14 protein-coding genes are annotated in these 21,455 nt (G+C 63.1%); 7 read left to right on the forward strand and 7 right to left on the reverse strand.

Going from position 1 to position 21,455, the window contains the following annotated elements; genetic code table 11:
• The first annotated feature begins 26 nt into the window (after window positions 1-26).
• The 4 genes from JQ609_RS16035 (at window position 27) to JQ609_RS16050 (ending at window position 5,026) form a co-directional block, all read left to right on the forward strand.
• Window positions 27-893 (forward strand): 3-keto-5-aminohexanoate cleavage protein, encoded by an 867-nt coding sequence (locus JQ609_RS16035; protein WP_212274128.1) that lies wholly within the window; start codon window positions 27-29, stop codon window positions 891-893.
• Window positions 894-987: 94 nt separating this feature from the next.
• Window positions 988-2,604 carry an acyl-CoA carboxylase subunit beta gene (locus JQ609_RS16040; RefSeq protein ID WP_212274129.1) on the forward strand — a complete coding sequence of 539 codons (1,617 nt, stop codon included), beginning with the start codon at window positions 988-990 and terminating at the stop codon, window positions 2,602-2,604.
• A gap of 5 nt (window positions 2,605-2,609) precedes the next feature.
• Window positions 2,610-4,571, forward strand: a complete 1,962-nt coding sequence (locus JQ609_RS16045; protein ID WP_212274130.1) for an acetyl-CoA carboxylase biotin carboxylase subunit — start codon at window positions 2,610-2,612, stop codon at window positions 4,569-4,571.
• Between the two features lie 77 nt (window positions 4,572-4,648).
• A complete protein-coding gene (locus JQ609_RS16050; protein ID WP_212274131.1) occupies window positions 4,649-5,026 on the forward strand; it encodes a hypothetical protein in 378 nt (125 codons plus the stop codon).
• 177 nt (window positions 5,027-5,203) lie between these two features.
• Here JQ609_RS16050 and JQ609_RS16055 read toward each other — a convergent pair whose 3' ends face one another.
• The 7 genes from JQ609_RS16055 to JQ609_RS16085 form a co-directional block, all read right to left on the reverse strand.
• Window positions 5,204-6,196 (reverse strand): ABC transporter ATP-binding protein, encoded by a 993-nt coding sequence (locus tag JQ609_RS16055; protein WP_212213305.1) that lies wholly within the window; start codon window positions 6,194-6,196, stop codon window positions 5,204-5,206.
• Window positions 6,193-7,206 (reverse strand): ABC transporter ATP-binding protein, encoded by a 1,014-nt coding sequence (locus tag JQ609_RS16060; RefSeq protein ID WP_212274132.1) that lies wholly within the window; start codon window positions 7,204-7,206, stop codon window positions 6,193-6,195. The genes JQ609_RS16055 and JQ609_RS16060 overlap by 4 nt, the downstream gene beginning before the upstream one ends.
• Window positions 7,206-8,099 carry an ABC transporter permease gene (locus JQ609_RS16065; protein WP_212213301.1) on the reverse strand — a complete coding sequence of 298 codons (894 nt, stop codon included), beginning with the start codon at window positions 8,097-8,099 and terminating at the stop codon, window positions 7,206-7,208. Before JQ609_RS16065 ends, JQ609_RS16060 begins: the two co-directional genes overlap by 1 nt.
• Window positions 8,100-8,110: 11 nt before the next feature.
• Entirely contained in the window at window positions 8,111-9,058 is a 948-nt protein-coding gene (locus JQ609_RS35785) for an ABC transporter permease (RefSeq protein ID WP_212000847.1), read from the reverse strand.
• 39 nt (window positions 9,059-9,097) lie between these two features.
• Window positions 9,098-10,693 (reverse strand): ABC transporter substrate-binding protein, encoded by a 1,596-nt coding sequence (locus JQ609_RS16075; RefSeq protein WP_212274133.1) that lies wholly within the window; start codon window positions 10,691-10,693, stop codon window positions 9,098-9,100.
• Between the two features lie 283 nt (window positions 10,694-10,976).
• Complete coding sequence (locus tag JQ609_RS16080; protein ID WP_212274134.1) at window positions 10,977-12,539, reverse strand: AMP-binding protein; 1,563 nt, start codon at window positions 12,537-12,539, stop codon at window positions 10,977-10,979.
• Between the two features lie 14 nt (window positions 12,540-12,553).
• A complete protein-coding gene (locus JQ609_RS16085) occupies window positions 12,554-13,708 on the reverse strand; it encodes an iron-containing alcohol dehydrogenase (RefSeq protein ID WP_212274135.1) in 1,155 nt (384 codons plus the stop codon).
• A 1,936-nt stretch (window positions 13,709-15,644) separates the two neighbouring features.
• Here JQ609_RS16085 and JQ609_RS16090 point away from each other — a divergent pair.
• The 3 genes from JQ609_RS16090 to JQ609_RS16100 all read left to right on the forward strand — a co-directional run bounded on the left by JQ609_RS16090 (window position 15,645) and on the right by JQ609_RS16100 (window position 21,439).
• Window positions 15,645-16,796: an efflux RND transporter periplasmic adaptor subunit gene (locus JQ609_RS16090; RefSeq protein WP_249128051.1), complete on the forward strand. Its 1,152-nt coding sequence runs from the start codon at window positions 15,645-15,647 to the stop codon at window positions 16,794-16,796.
• Complete coding sequence (locus JQ609_RS16095) at window positions 16,793-19,948, forward strand: efflux RND transporter permease subunit (RefSeq protein ID WP_212274137.1); 3,156 nt, start codon at window positions 16,793-16,795, stop codon at window positions 19,946-19,948. Before JQ609_RS16090 ends, JQ609_RS16095 begins: the two co-directional genes overlap by 4 nt.
• A gap of 300 nt (window positions 19,949-20,248) precedes the next feature.
• Window positions 20,249-21,439 carry an ABC transporter substrate-binding protein gene (locus tag JQ609_RS16100; protein WP_212274138.1) on the forward strand — a complete coding sequence of 397 codons (1,191 nt, stop codon included), beginning with the start codon at window positions 20,249-20,251 and terminating at the stop codon, window positions 21,437-21,439.
• Window positions 21,440-21,455: the final 16 nt, after the last annotated feature.

Below are 21,455 nucleotides of genomic sequence, written 5' to 3' on the forward strand. Positions count from 1 at the left end.
CCGAAGGCTGATCCAAAGGCTGATCCATGAGCGACAAGGCTGTCATTACCTGTGCGCTGAACGGCGTGCTGACCGACCCGAAACAGCACAACGTGCCTGTGACGCCCGAACAGATGGCGCGCGAGGCCAAGGCTGCCTTCAACGCCGGCGCCAGCATCATGCACATCCATCTGCGTCAGCAGGAGCCGGGCAAGGGCCATCTGCCGTCATGGGACGTCAGCGTTAGCAAAGAGATTCAGCAGGCGGTGCGCGAGGCCTGTCCCGGTGTCATCATCAACCACACCACCGGCACCTCGGGTCCGAACTATGGCGGCGCGCTCGATTGCGTGCGCGAGACCAAGCCGGAGATCGCGGCCTGCAACGCCGGTTCGCTGAACTACCTCAAGGTGAAATCCGACAACACCTGGGCCTGGCCGCCGATGATGTTCGATAACGCGGTCGAGAAGGTGCAGGACTATCTCGACGTGATGAAGGTCGCGGGCACGATTCCGGAGTTCGAATGCTTCGATGTCGGCATCGTGCGTTGTGTCGGCATGTACCGGCAGACCGGCATGTATTCAGGGCCGCTGGAGTATAATTTCGTGATGGGCGTCGCGTCGGGCATGCCGGCCGATCCGGATCTGCTGCCGATCCTGCTCAAGCTCAAATTGCCCGAAGCGCACTGGCAGGTCACGGCCATTGGCCGCGCCGAAATCTGGCCGCTGCACCAGCGCTGCGCCGATCTCGGCGGTCATTTGCGCACCGGGCTGGAGGACACGTTCTATCTCGCCGACGGCACCAAGGTGACCTCCAACGGCCAATTGATCGAAGCTATCGCCGCCTGCGCCCGCCGCGCTGGCAGAGAGATCGCCAGCCCCGCTGAGACACGGCAGATATTTGGGACGAGGCATTAATTGTCGTTCCGGGGCGATGCGAAGCATCGAACCCGGAACCTCGAGATTCCGGGTTCGTCCTTCGGACGCCCCGGAATGACGACCAGGAACATTCATGGCCATCATCGAATCGACCATCGCCCCGAGCAGCGCCGCCTACAAGGCCAACCGCGACGGCATGCTGGCGCTGATCGCACGCATGCGCGGGCTTGAGGAGCGGACGCGCGCCGCCTCCGCCGCCGCCAAGGATCGCTTTCACAAGCGCGGGCAATTGCTGCCGCGCGAGCGCGTCGCGCTGGTGCTCGATCCCGGCTCGCCCTTCATCGAACTGATGACGCTGGCGGGCTACATGTTCGACGTGCCGGATGCCGACAAGAGCATCCCGGGCGGCGGGGCGATCGCCGGCATCGGGTTCGTCGCCGGCATCCGCTGCATGGTCAGCGCCAATGATTCCGGCATCGACGCCGGCGCTTTGCAGCCTTACGGCCTCGACAAGACCTTGCGCGTGCAGGAACTGGCGCTGGAGAACAAGCTGCCCTACGTGCAACTGGTCGAAAGCGCCGGCGCCAATCTACTGCGCTACCGCGTTGAGGATTTTATCCGTGGCGGCAATATCTTTCGCAACCTGGCGCGGCTGTCGGCGGCGGGCTTGCCGGTCGTCACGGTGACGCATGGTTCGTCTACCGCGGGCGGTGCTTATCAGACCGGGCTCTCCGACTACATCGTGATGGTGCGCGGCCGCACCCGCGCCTTCCTCGCCGGACCGCCGCTGCTCAAGGCCGCGACGGGCGAGATCGCGACCGAGGAAGAGCTTGGCGGTGCCGAGATGCACACCTCGATTTCCGGCCTCGGCGATTATCTCGCCGAGGACGACCGCGACGCGCTGCGCATCGCGCGCGACATCATGACCAATATGCAGTGGGATCGGCCGAAGCCGGCTGAAACCTCGTATCGGCGGCCGCGCTATGACGCGGAGGAACTGCTTGGCATCATGCCGATGGATCACAAGCGCCCGGTCGACATGCGGCAGGCCATCGCGCGCTTTATCGACGATTCCGATTTTGCCGAGTTCGGCGGCAATTACGGCCCCGCCACCATCTGCGGCCACGCCCGCATCGAGGGGCAGGCGATCGGCATCATCACCAATAACGGCCCACTCGACGTGCCCGGCGCCAACAAGGCGACGCATTTCATCCAGGCCTGCTGCCAGTCGCGCACGCCGCTTTTGTATATGAACAACACCACCGGCTACATGGTAGGCAAGGCTTACGAAGAAGCCGGCATGATCAAGCACGGCTCCAAGATGATCCAGGCGGTGACCTCGGCCACCGTGCCGCAGATCACCATCTATTGCGGCGCCTCGTTCGGCGCCGGCAATTACGGCATGTGCGGGCGCGGCTTCCATCCGCGCTTCTGCTTCTCCTGGCCCAACGCCAAGACCGCCGTGATGGGCGGCGAGCAGGCGGCGGAGACCATGGCGATCGTCACCGAAGCGGCGGCTGCGCGGCGTGGCAAGCCGATCGAGAAGGAAAAGCTCGATGCCATGAAGGCGCAGATAACAGGCGTGTTCGACGGCCAGATGGACGTGTTCTCGACCTCGGCACGCGTGCTCGATGACGGCGTGATCGATCCGCGCGATACCCGCAGCATCTTGTCCGAGGTGCTGGCGATCTGTCGCGAGGCGGAGGCGCGGCAACCCCAGCGCATGCAATTCTCGGTCGCGCGGCCATGACTGTCATGAAGCCGACGCCTTTCTTCAAAATCCTGATCGCCAACCGCGGCGAGATCGCGCTGCGCATCATGCGCACCGCGCGCCGCCTCGGCTATGGCGTGGTTGCGGTCTATTCGGATGCCGACCGCGACGCGCTGCATGTCCGCGAAGCGGATCAAGCCGTGCGGATCGGTGAGGCGCTGCCGGCGCAATCCTATTTGCGCATTGAGGAGATCATTGCGGCGGCCAAAGCCAGCGGCGCCACGGCGGTGCATCCTGGCTACGGCTTCCTCGCCGAAAACGAAGATTTTGTGCAAGCCTGCCGCGACGCTGGGCTGGTGTTCATCGGACCGTCGCCGGAAGCGATCCGGGCGATGGGCAACAAGGCCGGCGCCAAGGAGATCATGGAAAAGGCCGGCGTGCCCTGCGTGCCCGGCTATCAGGGCGCGGATCAGAGCGACGCCGTGATGCTGGCGGAAGCCAGGAAGATCGGCTTTCCCGTGATGATCAAGGCGGTGGCGGGCGGCGGCGGGCGCGGCATGCGGCTCGTGGCCGACGCCGCGGCATTTCCGGATGCACTGCGCAGCGCACGGTCGGAGGCGCAGGGCGCGTTCGGCGATCCCACGGTCATTTTGGAACGCGCCATCGTCAATCCCCGCCATATCGAAATCCAGGTGTTCGGCGATCGTTACCGCAATGCCGTCCATCTCGGCGAGCGCGATTGCTCGGTGCAGCGGCGGCACCAGAAGCTGATCGAGGAGGCGCCGTCGCCGGCGGTGTCGCCGAAGCTGCGGGCGCGGATGGGCGCGGTTGCAGTGTCAGCCGTCAAGGCGATCGGCTATGAGGGCGCCGGCACACTGGAATTCCTGCTCGATGGCAGCGGCGAGTTCTATTTCATGGAAATGAACACGCGGCTGCAGGTCGAGCATCCCGTCACCGAAGCGATCACGGGCCTCGATCTGGTCGAACTGCAACTGCGCGTCGCCAGTGGCGAGCCGCTCGGGCTGGTGCAGGAAGACATCAAATTCTCCGGCCATGCCATCGAGGTGCGGCTGTGTTCGGAAGATGCCGGCCACGATTTCATGCCGCAATCCGGCACGATGGCGTTGTGGCAGATGCCGGACGGTATCCGGGTCGAACATGCGCTGCAATCCGGTTCCGAGATTCCGCCGTTCTACGATTCGATGATCGCGAAGATCATCAGCCATGGCGCCACCCGCGATGAAGCCCGGGGCAAGCTGATCGTCGGTCTGGAGCAGGTGGCTGCATTCGGCGTCACCACCAATCAGGGCTTTCTGATTTCATGCCTGCGCCATCCCGGTTTTGCCGCGGGCGAGGCGACCACGGCGTTCATCGGCAGCCACCGCGATGAATTGCTGGCGCCGCGCAAGGATGCAGCTTCGGATGCCGAGCTTGCGGCGTTGCTGTTGTATGTCACCGATCCCTCGGCGCCGAAGTGGAAGCCCGGACGTTCGTTGGCGGCGGCGTTCCCGGTTCCCGTTCGTGTCGAGATCGGCGGCGCGGTCCATGAGATCGAGATCGTGCGCGAGCGTGACGGCAGCTATCGCGGGCTCAACAACACGCTCTATCGAATCGAAGTTCACGCCGTCGACGGCGACACCATCCGCTTCAGCCGCGACGGTCTTGCGGAGTCCGTCAGATTCCTGCGTGACCGGGATCGGCTCTATTTCCTGCACCGCGGTGCCACGATTGCGGTCCGCGATTTGACGCTGGCCGCGCCGGTGTCAGCCGCGGCCAGCGGCGGCGACGGCAAGGTGAGGGCGGCGATGAACGGCCGCGTTGTCGCCGTGCTGGTCAAGCCGGGCGAGCAGGTCACGGCCGGCCAGCCTGTCATGACGCTGGAAGCGATGAAGATGGAGCATGTGCATACCGCGGGTGTTGCGGGCACAGTCGCGGCCATCGATGTCGCCGAGGGCGAGCAGGTGACGACTGGGAAGATCGTGGTGGAGATCGAGGCGGTGGCCTGATTTTACCTTCCAATAGTGGAGCATTTTCCGCGCTTCAAGCGTAAGCTGCCCAAAATCGTCACGCATTGGAGACGCTAATGAGCGGCGTAAGCTGGAAACTGGACGACGACTTCAAGACGGTAACGATCACGTTCCCTTCCACCCCGCCAGTTGCAATAAAAATGGATGCCGACGGTGCCGGCCGGATGATGCAGGACCTTGGAGAGTTTCGAGCCCGGATGAAGCCGGAAACTCCCTCGACTTACCAGACCGGCCAGAAGTGCGAGGCTGTGCCGTATCCGGCTTGGCGCACCGAGCCCGAGCTGATGCAGGGCAATACCGTTCTTCATATCCGGGATCCCCGATTCGGCTGGCTCCACTACATGTTCTCGAAGGAGGACACGCAGAAGCTGATTAGTCAGCTGCAGGCCCAGCTCAACGCCCGCCCTGAAACGCAATCGAGCAAGTTGAATTAGCTGAGATGTGGCGGCCACGTAACTCTCTAGCCGCGTCATTAACTGCAACAAACGCGAAGCGCTTGTGCAAGGGAGCGAAAGCTACGAAGCAATCCATCGTTTCCGAGCGGAGACGTGGATTGCTTCGCTTCGCTCGCAATGACGGCAGAGGGGCCTTCGTACGGACGACGATAGATTCTACTCCGCCCGCCCCGTGCCCTCATTGAGCCAGCACGCCACCTCATGCCGCGCGCCGGCATCAAGCAGCGACGGCCGTTCGACCTTGCAGCGGTCCATCACGTAGCGGCAGCGGGTGTGGAAGGCGCAGCCCGACGGCGGGTTGATCGGGCTTGGCACGTCGCCGTCGATCATGGGCGCGAGCTTCTTCGCCTTCGGGTTGGCGACCGGCACCGAGGCCAGCAGCGCCTGCGTATAGGGATGGCGCGGGTTGGCGAACAACTCGGTCTTGTCGGCGATCTCGACGATGCGCCCGAGATACATCACAGCGACGCGGTGGCTGATATGGGCGACCACGGCGAGGTCATGAGCGATGAACAAATAGGAAAAATTGTTCTTGCGTTGCAGGTCGATCAACAGATTGATCACCTGCGCCTGGATCGAGACGTCGAGCGCGGACACCGGCTCGTCGCAGACGATCAGGCTCGGCCCCAATGATAACGCTCGCGCGATGCAGATGCGCTGCCGCTGTCCGCCGGAGAACTGATGCGGATAGTTCTTCATCTGGTCCGCGCGCAGGCCGACCTGGGCGAACAGTTCGGCGACCCGTTCCTGCTGCTTGGCGCCGGTGGCGAGGCCGTGGACGCCGAGCGGCTCGCCGACGATGTCGCCGGCGGTCATGCGCGGATTGAGCGAAGCGAACGGATCCTGGAATACGATCTGCATCGAGCGCCGATGCGGGCGCAGATCTGTCTTGCTGAGGTTGGTGATGTCGGTGCCATTAAGCTTGATGGCGCCGCTGGTCGGTTCCACCAGCCGCAACACGCTGCGCGCCACCGTCGACTTGCCGCAGCCGGACTCGCCGACCAGCCCCAGCGTCTCGCCCTTGCCGACCGAGAAGCTGACGCCGTCGACCGAATGCACGGTGCCGATGCGCCGGCGCAGGATGCCGCCGCGCACCGGGTAATGTTTGACGAGGTCGGTAACCTCCAAGAGGGGCGCTCTGTCGGTCATATCGCGGCCACCATTTCCGCCGCGCGCCAGCACGCCGCAAAATGATTATCGCCGAAATCCTTGAGCGGCGGATATTCTGCGCGGCAGCGGTCGATTGCGAACGGACAGCGCGGCGCAAAGGCGCAGCCCGGCGGCAAATTGGTCAGCGACGGCACCATGCCGGGAATTTCGTTCAACCTGACATCCTCTTTCGCGCCAAGCGAAATCACCGCCGGCATCGAGGCCATCAGGCCGCGGGTGTAGGGATGCCGTGGATTCTCGAACAGCGCCTCGACAGTGGCCTCCTCGACCTTCTTGCCGGCATACATCACGATCACGCGCTGCGCGGTCTGGGCGACCACGCCGAGATCGTGGGTGATCAGGATCAGTCCGGTGCCGAGCGTCTTTTGCAGATCGACGATCAGCGCGAGGATTTGCGCCTGGATCGTGACGTCGAGCGCGGTGGTCGGCTCGTCCGCGATCAACAGCGCCGGGCGACACGCCAGTGCCATCGCGATCATCGCGCGCTGGCGCATGCCGCCGGAGAGCTGGTGCGGATATTCCTGCGCGCGCCGCTCCGGCTCGGGAATCCGGACGAGGCGCAGCATCTCGACCGCCTTCGCCCACGCTTCCTTCGCCGTCATGTCCTGGTGCAGGCGCACCACCTCGGTGATCTGGTCGCCGATCCGCATCACTGGATTGAGCGAGGTCATCGGCTCCTGGAAGATCATCGACATCCGGTTGCCGCGGATCTTGCGCATGTCCGCTTCGTCGATGCCGAGCAAATCAGTGCCTTCGAGCGTCACCGAGCCGCCGACGATCCGGCCCGGCGGGTCCGGCACCAGGCGCATGATCGACAGCGCGCTGACGCTCTTGCCGCAGCCGGATTCGCCGACGATCGCTAGCGTCTCGCCGCGGCGAACGTGGAATGACACGTCGTCGACGGCCCGGAACAGGCCCGAATTGGTGAAGAACACCGTCTGCAGGTTCTTCACATCGAGAACCGTCTCATCCGCTCGTGCCAGCGTCATCAGCCGCGCTGCCTCGGGTCGAGGATATCGCGCAGCGCGTCGCCGAACAGATTAGTGCCGAACACCGCAAGGCTGATCGCGACGCCGGGGAAGATCACCAGCCACGGCGCGGTGCGGACATATTCCGCCGCCGATTCCGACAGCATGCGGCCCCATGACGGATAGGGCTCGGGAATGCCGAGGCCGAGAAACGACAGCGAGGCTTCGGTGAGAATGGTGGAACCGAGCTGCGCGGTCGCCAGCACGATCAGCGGCGCCAGCGTGTTCGGCAGTACGTGGCGGATAGCGATGCGCGTTTCGCTCATGCCGATCGACTTGGCGGCCTCGACGAACGGCAGTTCGCGCAAGGCCAGCGTGTTGGCGCGGATCACGCGGGCCACCGTCGGAATCAGCGGGATCGCGATCGCGATGATGACGTTCGGCAGCGACGGCCCCAGGGCCGCTGTCATTACCAGCGCCAGCACCAGCAGCGGCAGGGCCTGCAGGATGTCGGTCACGCGTTGGAACAGCAAATCGACCCAGCCCGAGAGATAGCCGGAGACGAGGCCGACGATGACGCCGAGCGTCGAGCCCAGCAGCGTGGCGCCGATGCCGACGGCGAGCGAAATCCGGGCGCCATGGACGATCCGGCTCCAGACATCGCGGCCGAATGAATCGGTGCCCAGCCAATGCACGGCATCGGGCGCCGCCAGCCGGTGCGTGGAATCGACGCTGAGCGGACTGAAGCGGCAGATCAGATCGGCCGATATCGCCACCCAGACGAACATTATCATGATGAAGAGGCCGATGGTGCCGAGCATGTAGCGTTGCGCGAGAAACGTCAGCCGGCGCCAGCCATGCGTCGAATGGGCGCCGGCGCGTTTCAGTTCGCTATCGTAATTGACTACAGCCAAACCTGAATCTCCTAATCCCCGTAGCGGATGCGCGGATCGATCGCGGCATACAGCAAGTCGACGGTGAAGTTGGCGAACACCACGACGACCGCGATCAGCATCACGAGGTTCTGCACGATCGGGTAGTCGCGCCAGCGCAGCGCCTCGACCAGGAAGCGGGCGATGCCCGGGATATTGAACACGGTTTCGGTGACGATCAGCCCGCCGATCAGGAAAGCGGCCTCGATGCCGATCACGGTGATGACGGGCAGGATGGCGTTCTTCAGCGCATGGCGGTAATTGACCGAATTCTCCGAGGCGCCCTTGGCGCGCGCGGTGCGGATGAAATCCTGGCGCAGGATTTCCAGCATCGAGGAGCGCGTGATACGCATCGTCAGCGCGGCGCTGCGAAAGCCGACCGCCATCGCCGGCACGGCGTAGATGGCGATCGCTTCGGTCCAGGTTTTCGGATTGGGGTTGAAGATCGGCATGGTTCCGAACATCGAAACCGACGCCATCAGGATCAGCAGCCCGAGCCAGAACGAGGGCAGCGACAGTCCGCTCAGGCTGACGATACGCAAGGCATAATCAAGCCTTGTGCCCTGGTGAACGGCGCTGATGACGCCGAGGGGAATGCCGATCGCTGCGGAGAACAGCAGTGCCAGGCCCGCCAGCCGCGCCGTGATCGGAATTCGCGGCAGGATCTCCTGCAGCGCCGGTTTTTCCGACACATAGGAATAGCCGAGATCGCCGTGCAGCAACCCGCCGATCCAGCGGAAATACTGCACCACGATCGGGTCGCTGAGACCGAGTTCCTTTTCCAGATTGGCCTTGTCGGCGGGATCGACAAAGCCGGCTGCGTCGAACAGGATGTCGACGATATTGCCGGGAACGACGCGCAGCAGCACGAAGATGATGATCGAGATCCCGATCAGGGTCACGAACATCAACGCGAGGCGTCGCACGATATAAGCAAACACCTGGCTATTCTCCCTGGCCGGCCGACGTTATGGCGGACGCTACTTGTCCATCCATACATCCTCGTAACGATAGCCGTTATAGGAGCTGTTCACCATGATGGTGATGCCCTTGACGTAGGGCTGCCAGCACGAACCCGAGCGGCCGTGGTAGATGATCGGGCGGGCGACGTCTTCCTGCAGCTTCTTGTCGATCTCCCAGACGATTTTCTTGCGCTTGGCGACGTCGGTTTCCTGGGATTGCTCGCCGAACAGCTTTTCGATGTCCTTGTTGCAGTAGTTGGTGTAGTTGCGCTCCGAGCCGCAGGAATAGTTCTCGTAGAACGACTGGTCGGGATCGTCGACCGCATTGCCGGTCAAATTGAGGCCGAGCGCATAATCCTTGCGCGCGACTTTCGAGAACCAGTTCGCCGTCTCGACCACGTCAAGCTCGCCATCGATATAGATGCTCTTGAGCTGATCGATCAGGATGATGGCGGGGTCGCGATAGATCGGAATATTGCGCGTTGCGACCTTGACCGCGAGCCGCTTGTCCGGCCCAAAGCCCGCCTTCTGCATCAGCTTGCGCGCTTCTTCCCGGTTGGCGTTGATGTCGGGCCCGTAGCCCGGGATCGTCTCCAGCATCTCTTTCGGCATTGCCCACAACCCGCCCGGGGCGGGAAGCATGGTGCCGCCGATATCCGCCTGTCCCTCGAACAGGATCGAGATGAACGCCTTGCGGTCGATCGCCAGCGCCATCGCGCGGCGGATATCCAGGCTGTCAAACGGCGGCGAGGACGAGTTGACGATGATGTTGGTCGAGACGTTGATCGGCTCGACGACGCACACGGCGTTCGGCGACTGCTTCTTGACGTCCTTGAGCAACGGGATCGACACCTCGGTCGGGAAGGTCATGTCGAATTGGCCGGAAATAAAGCCGAGAATCGCCGTCGACCGGTTGGTGATGATGGTGAACTCGATGCCGTCGAGATGCGGCAGGCCCTTCTTCCAGTAATCCGGGTTGCGCGTCAGCTTGATCGATTCGTTGGCCTTGAACTCGACGAACTTGAACGGACCGGTGCCGGTTGGCTTGGTGCGCATGTCGCCCGCTGAAACATGGCACGGATAGACCGGTGTATAGCCGGAGGCGAGCAGCGCCAGCAGCGCCGGCTGCGGCCGTTTCAGGTTGAACGACGCCTCGAAATCGCCTGACGTGGTGACGTCGACGACCTCGTCGTACCAGGATTTTCGCGGGTTCTTGCGGAACTTCTGCTGCGACTTGCCCATCAGCATGTCGAAGGTGCATTTGACGTCCGCGGAGGTGAACGGCTTGCCGTCGTGCCACTTGACGCCCTGCCGCAGCTTGAAGGTGAGCTTCTTCTTGTCGCCGCTCCAGGCCCAGCTTTCCGCAAGATCCGGGACGATCGATTCCATGGAGTTCTGCGGGACGTCCTGCTTGTAGATCACGAGGTTGTTGAAAACCGGCATGAAGGGAATGTTGACCGAATAGGTCGCTTCCTCGTGGATCGAGGCGCTGGCCGGGCTGTCGCGGTGATAGACCTTGAGAATGCCGCCCTGCTTGGGCTCGCCTGCCGATGCAACATGGTAGGCCGGCAGCAATAACAACGCCGCGACGGCAAGCGTTCGCACGCTCCGCATGGTGTCCCCTCCCGAGAATGTTCGGTCTCAATGGCCGATTACCACCGACGATAGCATGACCATCCTGCCGGGCAACCGGCCAAGTCCGGGCGGATGTTGGCAATTCGAACTAATAGTCCGTGTGGTGGAACTGACCCGACTTTTGCGGCGATTTGCACGGAAATGGGTCAGCAATTGCCGCCGTCGTTGCGACGCACACAAGATAATCGCGCCATAATGCCTCACCCGAGCACTCCCTCATATTTCGCATCAACGCGGCCCCGCGTTTGCCGATCAGCACCGCTCACACGATCCGCGAGGTCTTGTTGCCCCAGTAGCGGTCGCGCAGCAGGCGCTTGTAGAGTTTGCCGGTGGGCAGCCGCGGCAGCTCTTTCTCGAAATCGATCGAGCGCGGCACTTTTTGGCGCGACAGCGACTGGCTGCAGAACGCGATCAGTTCCTCCGCGAGATCCGGCCCCGGCGAAACCCCGGGCATCGGCTGCACCACCGCCTTTACTTCCTCGCCCAGATCCGGATTGGGCACGCCGAACACCGCGGCGTCCGCGATCTTGGGATGAGTGATCAGCAAATTCTCGCATTCCTGCGGGTAGATGTTGACGCCGCCGGAGATGATCATGAAGGTCGCGCGGTCGGTGAGATAGAGGAAGCCGTCATTGTCGACATAACCGACATCGCCCACCGTACTCATGCTGCCGTCCGCCGAGCGAGCTTCCTTTGTCTTGGCCGGATCGCAAAAATATTCGAACGGGGTGGCGGTCTTGAACCACACCGTGCCCGGCGTGCCGACGGGAACGGCCTGCATGTTCTCGTCGAGAATATGCAGATCGCCGAGCAGCACCTTACCCACGGTGCCGCGATGGGCCAGCCACTCCTCGCTGTTGCAGGAGGTAAAGCCGAGCCCTTCGGTGGCGCCGTAATATTCGTGGATGATCGGCCCCCACCATTTGATGATGTCGTCCTTGACCGCCGCCGGACAGGGCGCTGCGGCATGGATCGCGATCTCGAGCGACGACAGATCGTATCGCGTACGCGTCTCCTCGGGCAGCTTGAGCATGCGCGAGAACATCGTCGGCACCAGCTGGGTGTGCGTGATGCCCCATTTAGGGACCAGCGAGAGATAATGTTCCGGATCGAACCGTTCCATGATGATGGCGGTGCCGCCCATCTTGATCGTCAGGTTGACGGCGGCCTGCGGCGCCGAGTGGTAGAGCGGCGCCGGCGACAGATAGATCATGCCCTCGCGGTATTGCCAGATCTTCACCAGGAAATCGAACAGCGGCAAATTCTGATCGGCCGGCAGTTCCGGCAGCGGGCGCAGAATTCCCTTCGGCCGGCCGGTGGTGCCGGAGGAATAGAGCATCGCGGTGCCGACGCATTCATCCGGTATCGGCGTGTGCGGCATATCAGCCGTCACTTGCTGCAGGCCGACGATGCGGTCGCTTTCGGGCCAACTTTCTCCTTGGCCATCGGCAACGATGCAAAGCTCCACCTGCGGGCATTCCTTCAGGGCTTCGCGCGCGACATCGAGTTTTTCCCGAGAGGTGATCAGGATGCGCGACTGGCTGTTGGTCAGGATGTAGGCAAGCTCGCTCGCGGTGAGGTAGGAGTTCACGCAGGTATAATAGAGGCCGGAGCGCTCGCCGGCGCCGCAGGCTTCGAGATAGCGGCTGTTGTTCTCCATGAAGATCGAATAGTGGTCGAGCCGCTTCAGGCCACGCTGCCGGAACAGATGCGCCAGCCGGTTGGAGCGCGCGTCGAGTTCGCGGTAGGTGACGGTCTCGCCGGTGCCGGCCATGATGAAGGCGGGCTGCAGGGGGCGAAGTTTTACATGCTTGCCGGTGTACATTCCGTCTCGTTCTCCTAGGCTGCCAGTTCGAGAATTTCGCGGACCTGTGCCGGCCCTTCGATCTTGCGCGGATTGCGCGGCACCCAGGGTGTCGCCATCGCCTGCTGTGCGATGCGGTCGAAATGCTCGGGCCCGACTTTGACCTCGCGCAGGCTGCGCGGCATGCCGAGGCCGCGAATGAATTTATCGAGCACTTCGCTGGCGTCCTTGCCCGGATACCCCATCGCGGCTGATACCAGCGCCTGGCGCTCGGCATTCACAGATATGTTCCAGCGCATCACGCTCGGCAGCATCACGCACGACGTATGGCCGTGCGGCACGCCGAATTCGGCGCCGAGCACATAGCCGATGCCGTGGCTGGCGCCCATCGGCACGCCCGCGGCCAGCGGGCCGGTCGAGAGCCAGGTGCCGATCTGGCAATCCATCCGCGCGTCGAGATCGCGGCCATTGGCCTTCACCCGCGGCAGCGCCTGCGCCAGCAGCGCAAGCCCCTTCAGCGCCTGCGCGTCGGCATAGGGATGCGCTTCGCGCGCGCAAATGCCCTCGACGCAGTGGTCGACGGCGCGAATCCCGGTCGACAGCCACAGCCATTCCGGCGTGTGCAGGCCGATCGCGGGATCGAGGATCACGGCGCGCGGCATCACCAGCCGATGGCGCAGCGCTTCCTTGACCTTGGTCCGCTCGTTGGTAACGCCGGCGTTGGCGGTGAATTCGCCGCCGGCGATCGTCGTCGGCACGCTGATCTGCCGCACCGCCGGCGGGTTCATCGGCGGCGGCGCGCCGGCAACGGCCCTTATTTTGTCGATGCCTTCGACGGTCGTAATGTCATTGGCGAGGCAGAGCTGCACCGCCTTGGCGCCGTCGGTGATCGAGCCGCCGCCGATGGTGACGATGAGGTCGGCCTTGGCGACACGCGCCTGTTCGGTGGCCGCTATCACGGCCGCCCGCGGCGTATGGGCGGGCATCGCGTCGAACGTCCCGACGCAGCGCGGCCCCAGCATGTCGCGAATGTTCCTGATCACGTCGGTCTCGCGGTTGAGCGTGCCGCTGACCATCAGGAACGCCCTGACCGCACCGAGCCGGGCCATCTGCTCGACGATCACCTCGGATGCCGGCCGTCCGAACACGACCTCATCCATGGCGCCGAATACCACACGCCCTCTATGCACGCTTGTCCTCCCCGGACATTTTGGTTTTGTTGGCAGGGAGGTTAGCGGAGGAAATTCCGGACGTCATGCCCGAAGATGATGCGGGTGGGGAGGTGGTGCTGTCTCGCATCGTCGTCCCGGCCTTGAGCCGGGACCCATACGCCGCGGCGGTTGTTGTTGCCGCAGATCTCCAAAGCCCGGGACGACGGCGGTACTGTTGTTGCACCATCATTCAAAACGCAATTTCACATTCTCGCGACGCATTGCGCCCGAGCTTTGCAGGTAAATTCCGCCCCCAAATCCAGAGGGCGCAGGGAATGCCGGATGCGCGCTGCACCCGCGGTCTCGTGTGCGAATAGTGCAAAGAAAGCTGCACACGAGCATACAGGGCAGCGGAGAACATCCGACATTCCCTGCGCAGTGGCTTTACGGCTTATGACGCGCTCTCCCCGGTGAGACGGCCTCTATTGCCACCGTCGCCCCTCGGAAGCGTTGGCTCCCGAAAGACTTGACGCCGTTACGGGCGCCAGGACCACACGCTTTTGCCGTATGCATCAGCCGCGACCGTCAATCGCAACCTCGGCGTCCACCGCGACCCGCCCCTCGTTGTGACGATGGCCAACGCCCTCTGAGTGGGACGGGATGGCGATAGATGCGCACTGATTTGGGTCAAACGACAACAGAAATATTTTGATTTACAGAAATTTTCTACTTGACACGATTTCTGTAAATCGGAACTGATTTGCCCGTCGGGTTGATTTGTCGCAGCTGCCATCTCCACAATCGTCATTGCGAGCGCAGCGAAGCAATCACGCCTCGGCTTGGCGCGCCATGGATTGCTTCGCTGCGCTCGCAATGACGGGGAGAGGACGGCGTCTAAATTAAGCTGTCATTCCGGGATGGTCCGGAGGACCAGATCTCAGGTGCGCAATTGCGCACCGGGGAATCTCGAGATTCCGGGTTCGCGTTGCGCGCGCCCGGAATGACGCTTTACCCACGCACAAAAACACTGGGCCGGGGCCAACGATAACTGTGCCGGGACCGGTGGGCGTGCCGGGGCCGGGCGGGGGCGGCGGAGGCGGCGGGTTTACGACGGGAGGCGTACCGCCGGTCGTGGGCGGCGGCATCGCACCGGGGGGCAAATCGTTCGCCATTATTCGTACTCCCAACCCAAGTTTCTTGTCCGCGTTACGCAGTCAATCGCGCGGCTAGCGCGATGCGTGAGCGCGTCGAATGTTTTGATGGATGGCGTGCGTGAAGTAACAGCAGCCCGGTCCGCCCAAGGAACGGAGGACTGCAGACGCTATTCGGGGAGACCTATTACCAGCGACAGAAATTTCGCTCGTCACTCCGAAACGCCTCTCACTCACGCCGCAATGAAAAAGGGGGCAATCAATGTTCAAGAAATGCGGCTCTATAAAAATTTACGCTTTAGCAACCACAATGGTATGGAGGATACAACAGTCAACGTTTACGAGATATTAACCATGTAGGGTAGGCAGTAACCTTGACGCGCTGACGACACGCGCCGGACGATTCGCGTTTCTCACGCCCTTCCCTCTGAATGGAACTTTTTGGCGGTGCCGTGTCAGCACGGCGTCAGACGACAATTGTGTGATGTCACGTTTTCGTTATCCCGGGCGCGGCCTCAATCTTGGGCAGTCGCGCCATCGGCGATTTTCCTGAAGGCCAGCGCTTCTAACCCATGCGTGGAGCCCAGTACCCGCACGGGCGCAAGGCGTGATCGTCCGCCATGCATTACGATTGTGCTTGATCCGATCGCCTTCTTGAACAGACTGGAAAGCAGTCACATCTGTGACCTCCGCCGGAGCGGCAGTCGCCTCCATCGATCGAGATGTCTGGAAGTGCAGGGGAAATGGAGCAGATGGAATTGGGCGCGATTGAACAACGGAATCGTCCGGGCCAACCGGAAGGCCGTCAAATATTACATCGTTTCTTGCATCCTTCATTCCGCAGTCTCTCGCCGCTGATCCTGGGGTCCGCGCTGGCGCTGTCGGGCTGCGGCGACAAGCCGCCGCAACCGGCGGCCGCGGCGCCACCATCCGTCACGGTCGCGCAGCCAGTGAAACGGACCGTCACCGATTGGGATGAATTCACCGGGCGATTCGAGGCGCTGGAAGAGGTGCAGGTGCGCGCCCGGGTCGGCGGCTTCGTCAACACCGTCGAATTCCGCGATGGCGCCATCGTGCGCGCCGGCGATCTGCTTTACACGATCGATTCCCGCCCCTTCGAAGCCGTCGCCGCGCAGGCCGAGGGCCAGCTCGCGGATTCGCGCGCCAAAGTGGAGCTTGCCAAGCGCGAGCTCGATCGGGCCCTGAGCCTGGTCCAGACCAGTGCAGTCTCCGAACAAGTCGTCGACCAGCGCCGCCAGGCCTTGCAGGCCGCGCATGCCGCGGAGATGCAGGCCGATGGCGCGCTGAAGGCGGCTAAACTCAATATCGAATTCACCCACGTGCTGGCCCCGATGACCGGCCGGGTCAGCCGCCACCTCGTCAGCCCCGGCAATCTCGTGCAGGGCAGCGAAGGCAGTGCCACGCTGCTCACTTCGATCGTCACGCTCGATCCGATCTACATCTATTTCGACGTCGACGAGGCGACCTATCTCAAGAACAACAGGCTGTGGTTCGAGGGCAAGCGGCCGAGTTCGCGCGACACGCCGAACCCGGTGGAAGTCGCGCTGACCGGCGAGAGCAAGCCGTCGAAAGAAGGCAAGATGGATTTTCTCGACAACCGTCTCGATGTCTCGACCGGCACGCTGCGCAGCCGCGCCATCATTCCCAACAAGGACTTCTCGATTCTGCCGGGGCAATTCGGCCGCGTGCGGCTGATCGGCTCCTCGCCCTACGAGGCATTGCTGCTGCCGGACACGGCCATCGCCACCGACCAGTCGCGCAAGATCGTCTTTGTCGTCAAGGATGACAACACCGTCGAAGCAAGGCCTGTGCAGCTCGGACCGCTTGACGAAGGCTTGCGCGTGGTTCGCGAGGGGTTGAAGGCGGAAGATCGCGTCATCGTCGACGGTATCCAGCGCGCCCGGGTCGGCGCGAAGGTGACGCCGCACACCGCGCCAGCCGGTGGCAAGTCATGAATCTCGGCCGGCTCTCCATCAACCAGCCCATCCTGGCGATGGTGCTGTCGATCGTGCTGCTGATCGTCGGCGCGATTGCCTATACCACGCTGCCGGTCTCGGAATATCCGCAAGTGGTGCCGCCGACCGTCGTCGTCACCACGCAGTATCCCGGCGCTACCGCGCAGACCGTCTCCGACACCGTTGCAGCTCCGATCGAGCAGGAGATCAACGGCGTCGAGGATATGCTGTATCTCTACAGCCAGGCGACCTCGAACGGCAATCTCACCATCACGGTCACCTTCAAGCTCGGAACCGATCTCGACAAGGCGCAGGTGCTGGTGCAGAACCGCGTCGCCATCGCGCAGCCGCGATTGCCGGAAGAGGTGCAGCGCAACGGCGTCGTCACCCGCAAGAACAGCCCCGACATCCTGATGGTCGTGTTCATGCTGTCGCCGGACGACAGTTTTGACCAGCTCTACATCTCCAACTATGCGCTGCTGCAGGTGCGCGACGAGCTGCTTCGCCTCGACGGCATCGGTGACATCCAGATGTTCGGCGCCCGCGACTACTCCATGCGGCTGTGGCTCGACCCGGACCGCATCGCGACGCTCGGCCTGACCTCGGCCGAGGTGATAGCTGCGATCCGCGCGCAAAACCTGCAGATTACGGGCGGGCAGATCGGCGAGCCGCCGATTGCCGACCGCGCATTCCAGCCCAATCTCACCTTCACCGGACGGCTGAAGGATCAGAGGCAATTCGAGGACATCGTGGTCAGGGCCGGCGCCGACGGCCGCACGGTGCGGCTGCGCGACGTGGCGCGGGTCGAGCTTGGTGCGCTGTCCTATTCGACCAACAGTTTCCTGCTGCGGAAATCGGCGGTGGCGCTGCTGGTGACGCAGCGGCCCGGCTCGAACGCGCTGGCGACCGCGAAAAATATAACCGATGCCATGGAGAAGCTGAAGACCCGTTTCCCAAAGGGCCTCGACTACAATATCGGTTACAACCCCACCGAATTCATCGCGCAGTCGGTCCACGAACTGATCAAGACGATCTACGAGGCCATGCTGCTCGTCGTCATCGTCGTGCTGGTGTTCTTGCAGGGCTGGCGCCCCGCGATCATTCCGATCATCGCCATTCCGGTGTCGCTGGTCGGCACTTTTGCTGTGATGGCGGCGCTGGGATTCTCGATCAACAATCTCACGCTGTTCGGGCTCGTGCTCGCGGTCGGCATCGTGGTCGACGATGCGATCGTGGTGGTGGAAAATGTCGAGCGGCACCTCGAGCACGGCATGAGCCGGCGCGATGCGGCGCTCAAGACCATGGATGAGGTCGGCAGCGCGCTGGTCTCGATTGCGCTGGTGCTGTGCGCGGTTTTCGTGCCGACCGCGTTCCTCGGCGGCATCTCCGGACAGTTTTTCCAGCAATTCGCCGTCACCATCGCGGTGGCGACCGCGATCTCCTGCTTCTGCTCGCTGACATTGTCGCCGGCGCTGGCCTCGCTGATCCTGGTGCCGCACGCGGAAAAGAAGCCGCCGGCGAGCTGGAATTTCATCGCCCGCGGCTGGGACGCATTTGCGGGCGTCTTCAACCGGACTTTCGACCGGCTGTCCCACGGTTATGCCAATGCGGCCAACTTCGTGATCCGGCATTCGACGGTCATGCTGCTCTTGTATGTGGCGTTGATCGGCAGCGCCGGATGGCTGCTTGCGATCACGCCGCAAGGCTTCATTCCCGCCCAGGACCGCGGCTACGTCATCATATCGGCGCAGTTACCGGGAGCCGCATCGCTGGCGCGCACCACCGATATCGTCCGCCAGATCGAGAAAACGGCGCTGGACACCCCGGGCATCATTCGCGTCGCGGCGTTCGCCGGCTTCTCGGGCGCGACCCGGACCCAGTCGGGCAATGCTGCGGCGCTCTTCCCGGTGTTCGAAGAACCGGAAGTGCGCCTGAAGAAGGGCCTGACCTCGCAGGCGATCACCGCGGATCTGCGAAAGCGCCTGGCCGCGATCCAGGGGGCTTTCATCATTGTCATTCCGCCGCCGCCCGTGCCGGGCATCGGAACGGGTGGCGGTTTCACCATGCGGGTCCAGGATCGCCAGGGCCGCGGCCCCGAACTCCTGGCAGCCGCCAACGACGAGCTTGTCGCCGCGGCGCGCAAGGCGCCCGAGCTGACGCAGGTGTTTTCGCCCTTCACCGCCAACACGCCGCAGCTCTTCGTCGACATTGATCGGGTCAAGGCGCAGAAGCTCGGTGTGCCGATCTCCGGCGTCAATGAAACGATCCAGACCTATTTCGGCTCGACCTACGTCAACGACTTCAACCTGTTCGGCCGCACCTATCACGTCACGGCCCAGGCCGATCTGCCGTTCCGCAAGGAAGCGTCGGATCTGGCGCGGTTGCGCACCCGCAACGCCGCAGGCGACATGGTGATGCTCGGCAGCGTGGTGGATTTCCGCGACGTATCCGGCCCCGACCGGGTGGCGCGCTACAATCTCTATCCGGCCGCGGAACTGCAGGGCGAAGGGACGCCGGGCACGAGTTCGACGACCGCGATCAACACCATGAAGAAACTCGCGGAGGACACGCTTCCGAGCGGGTTCTCCTTCGAATGGACCGACCTTTCGTACCAGCAGGTCACGGGAGGCAATGCAGGTCTCTACGTGTTCCCGATCTGCGTGCTGTTCGTGTTCCTGGTGCTGGCGGCGCAATATGGCAGCTGGAGCCTGCCGTTCGCGGTAATCCTGATCGTGCCGATGTGCCTGCTCGCCGCCACCATCGGCGTGCGGATCATGGGGCAGGACGTCAACATCCTGACCCAGATCGGCTTCGTGGTGCTGGTCGGGCTGGCGGCAAAGAACGCGATCCTGATCGTCGAGTTCGCGCGCGACATCGAGCTTGAAGGCAAGCCGCGGCTGGAGGCGGTGATCGAAGCCTGCCGGTTGCGGTTGCGGCCGATCCTGATGACGTCGTTCGCCTTCATTCTCGGCGTGCTGCCGCTGGTGATTTCGTCCGGCTCGGGATCGGAAATGCGCCAGGCGGTCGGAGTTGCGGTGTTCTTCGGCATGATCGGCGTCACGCTGTTCGGCCTGATCTTCACGCCGATCTTCTACATGATCGTCCGTGGGCTGGCCGATCCGAAGAAGCCGAAGGATTCCGTCGCGGCTTGAGTCGCGGACTCCATCCCCGTCATCCCCGCGTAACGGCTTTGCCGTTATCGCTGGAGGAGCGCGCTCTTGCGCGTCTCGAAGGATGAATCGGCCACAGACGGGCCGTCGCCCTTCGAGGCAAGCAAGCCAGCGGCGCAATTGCGCCGCCGAGCGCACCTCCAGCGACAACGGCGATGCCGTTGCGCGGGGGTGACGGATCTCCCCATACCATCGGCCCATCTGAAATAGATGGGCAGCGGCAGGGTTATAAAATATTGTCGGGCGGAATTTATCCTAAACGGAAACTGCCGGGAGACGGATATGAAATCGGGTTTGTTGGCGGCCGTAGCATTGAGCGGTCTTTTGTTCGCCGGATCGGCCTCGGCGCAGGGCGTCAAGATCGGCATTCTGAACGATCAGTCCGGAGTCTATGCCGATTACGGTGGCAAGTGGTCGTTCGAGGCCGCCAAGATGGCGATCGAGGATTTTGGCGGCGAGGTGCTCGGCCACAAGATCGAGATCGTCTCCGCCGACCACCAGAACAAGCCCGATCTCGGCACTGCGATCGCGCGGCGCTGGTATGAGGTCGAGAACGTCGACATGATCACGGAGCTGACGACCTCCTCGGTCGCGCTCGCGATCCATGATCTGTCGAAGCAGATGAAGAAGATCGACATCGTCGTCGGAGCGGCCACCTCGCGCCTCACCGGCGATGCCTGCCAACCCTACGGATTCCACTGGGCCTACGACACCCACGCGCTGGCGGTCGGCACCGGCGGGGCACTGGTGCAGGCCGGCGGCGACAGCTGGTTCTTCCTGACCGCCGACTACGCCTTCGGCCATGCGCTGGAAAAAGACACCGGCGACCTCGTCAAGGAAAAGGGCGGCAAGGTGCTGGGCGCGGTCCGCATTCCCCTGAACTCGTCGGATTTCTCGTCGTTCCTGCTGCAGGCGCAGAGCTCGAAGGCGAAGATCATCGGGCTCGCCAATGCCGGCCTCGACACCACCAACTCGATCAAGCAGGCCGCCGAATTCGGCATCGTCAGGAGCGGCCAGAAGCTCGCCGGCCTGCTGCTGACGCTCGCCGAAGTCCACGGCCTCGGGCTGGAAGCGGCGCAAGGCCTGGTGCTGACGGAAGGTTATTACTGGGATCGCGACGACAGGAGCCGCGACCTCGCGGGCCGCTTCTTCAAGCGCACCGGCCGGATGCCGAACATGATCCAGGCCGGCACTTACTCCGCGACGCTGCAATATCTCAAGGCGGTCAAGGCGGCCGGCACCAAGGACACCGAAGCCGTCGCCAGGAAGCTGAAGGAGCTTCCGGTCGACGATCTCTTCGCGCAGGGCAAGGTGCTCGAAAACGGCCGCATGGTGCACGACCTCTATCTGTTCGAGGTCAAGAAGCCGTCGGAGTCGAAGAAGCCGTGGGATTATTACAAGCAGCTCGCGGTGGTGCCCGGCGACAAGGCGTTTCCGAGCGCCAAGGATTCGGGTTGTCCGCTGGTGAAGTGAGGGCACGATCTTTCAA

Origin of the sequence: Bradyrhizobium sp. AUGA SZCCT0169, from assembly GCF_018130085.1 — a bacterium.
Classification (GTDB): Bacteria; Pseudomonadota; Alphaproteobacteria; order Rhizobiales; family Xanthobacteraceae; genus Bradyrhizobium.

What these genes read in the sequence shown, in the direction of transcription:
- JQ609_RS16035 (WP_212274128.1), top strand. Translation starts at nt 27, where the DNA reads ATGAGCGACAAGGCTGTCATTACCTGTGCGCTGAACGGCGTGCTGACC.
- JQ609_RS16040 (WP_212274129.1), top strand. Translation starts at nt 988, where the DNA reads ATGGCCATCATCGAATCGACCATCGCCCCGAGCAGCGCCGCCTACAAG.
- JQ609_RS16045 (WP_212274130.1), top strand. Translation starts at nt 2,610, where the DNA reads ATGAAGCCGACGCCTTTCTTCAAAATCCTGATCGCCAACCGCGGCGAG.
- JQ609_RS16050 (WP_212274131.1), top strand. Translation starts at nt 4,649, where the DNA reads ATGAGCGGCGTAAGCTGGAAACTGGACGACGACTTCAAGACGGTAACG.
- JQ609_RS16055 (WP_212213305.1), bottom strand. Translation starts at nt 6,196, where the DNA reads ATGACCGACAGAGCGCCCCTCTTGGAGGTTACCGACCTCGTCAAACAT.
- JQ609_RS16060 (WP_212274132.1), bottom strand. Translation starts at nt 7,206, where the DNA reads ATGACGCTGGCACGAGCGGATGAGACGGTTCTCGATGTGAAGAACCTG.
- JQ609_RS16075 (WP_212274133.1), bottom strand. Translation starts at nt 10,693, where the DNA reads ATGCGGAGCGTGCGAACGCTTGCCGTCGCGGCGTTGTTATTGCTGCCG.
- JQ609_RS16080 (WP_212274134.1), bottom strand. Translation starts at nt 12,539, where the DNA reads ATGTACACCGGCAAGCATGTAAAACTTCGCCCCCTGCAGCCCGCCTTC.
- JQ609_RS16095 (WP_212274137.1), top strand. Translation starts at nt 16,793, where the DNA reads ATGAATCTCGGCCGGCTCTCCATCAACCAGCCCATCCTGGCGATGGTG.
- JQ609_RS16100 (WP_212274138.1), top strand. Translation starts at nt 20,249, where the DNA reads ATGAAATCGGGTTTGTTGGCGGCCGTAGCATTGAGCGGTCTTTTGTTC.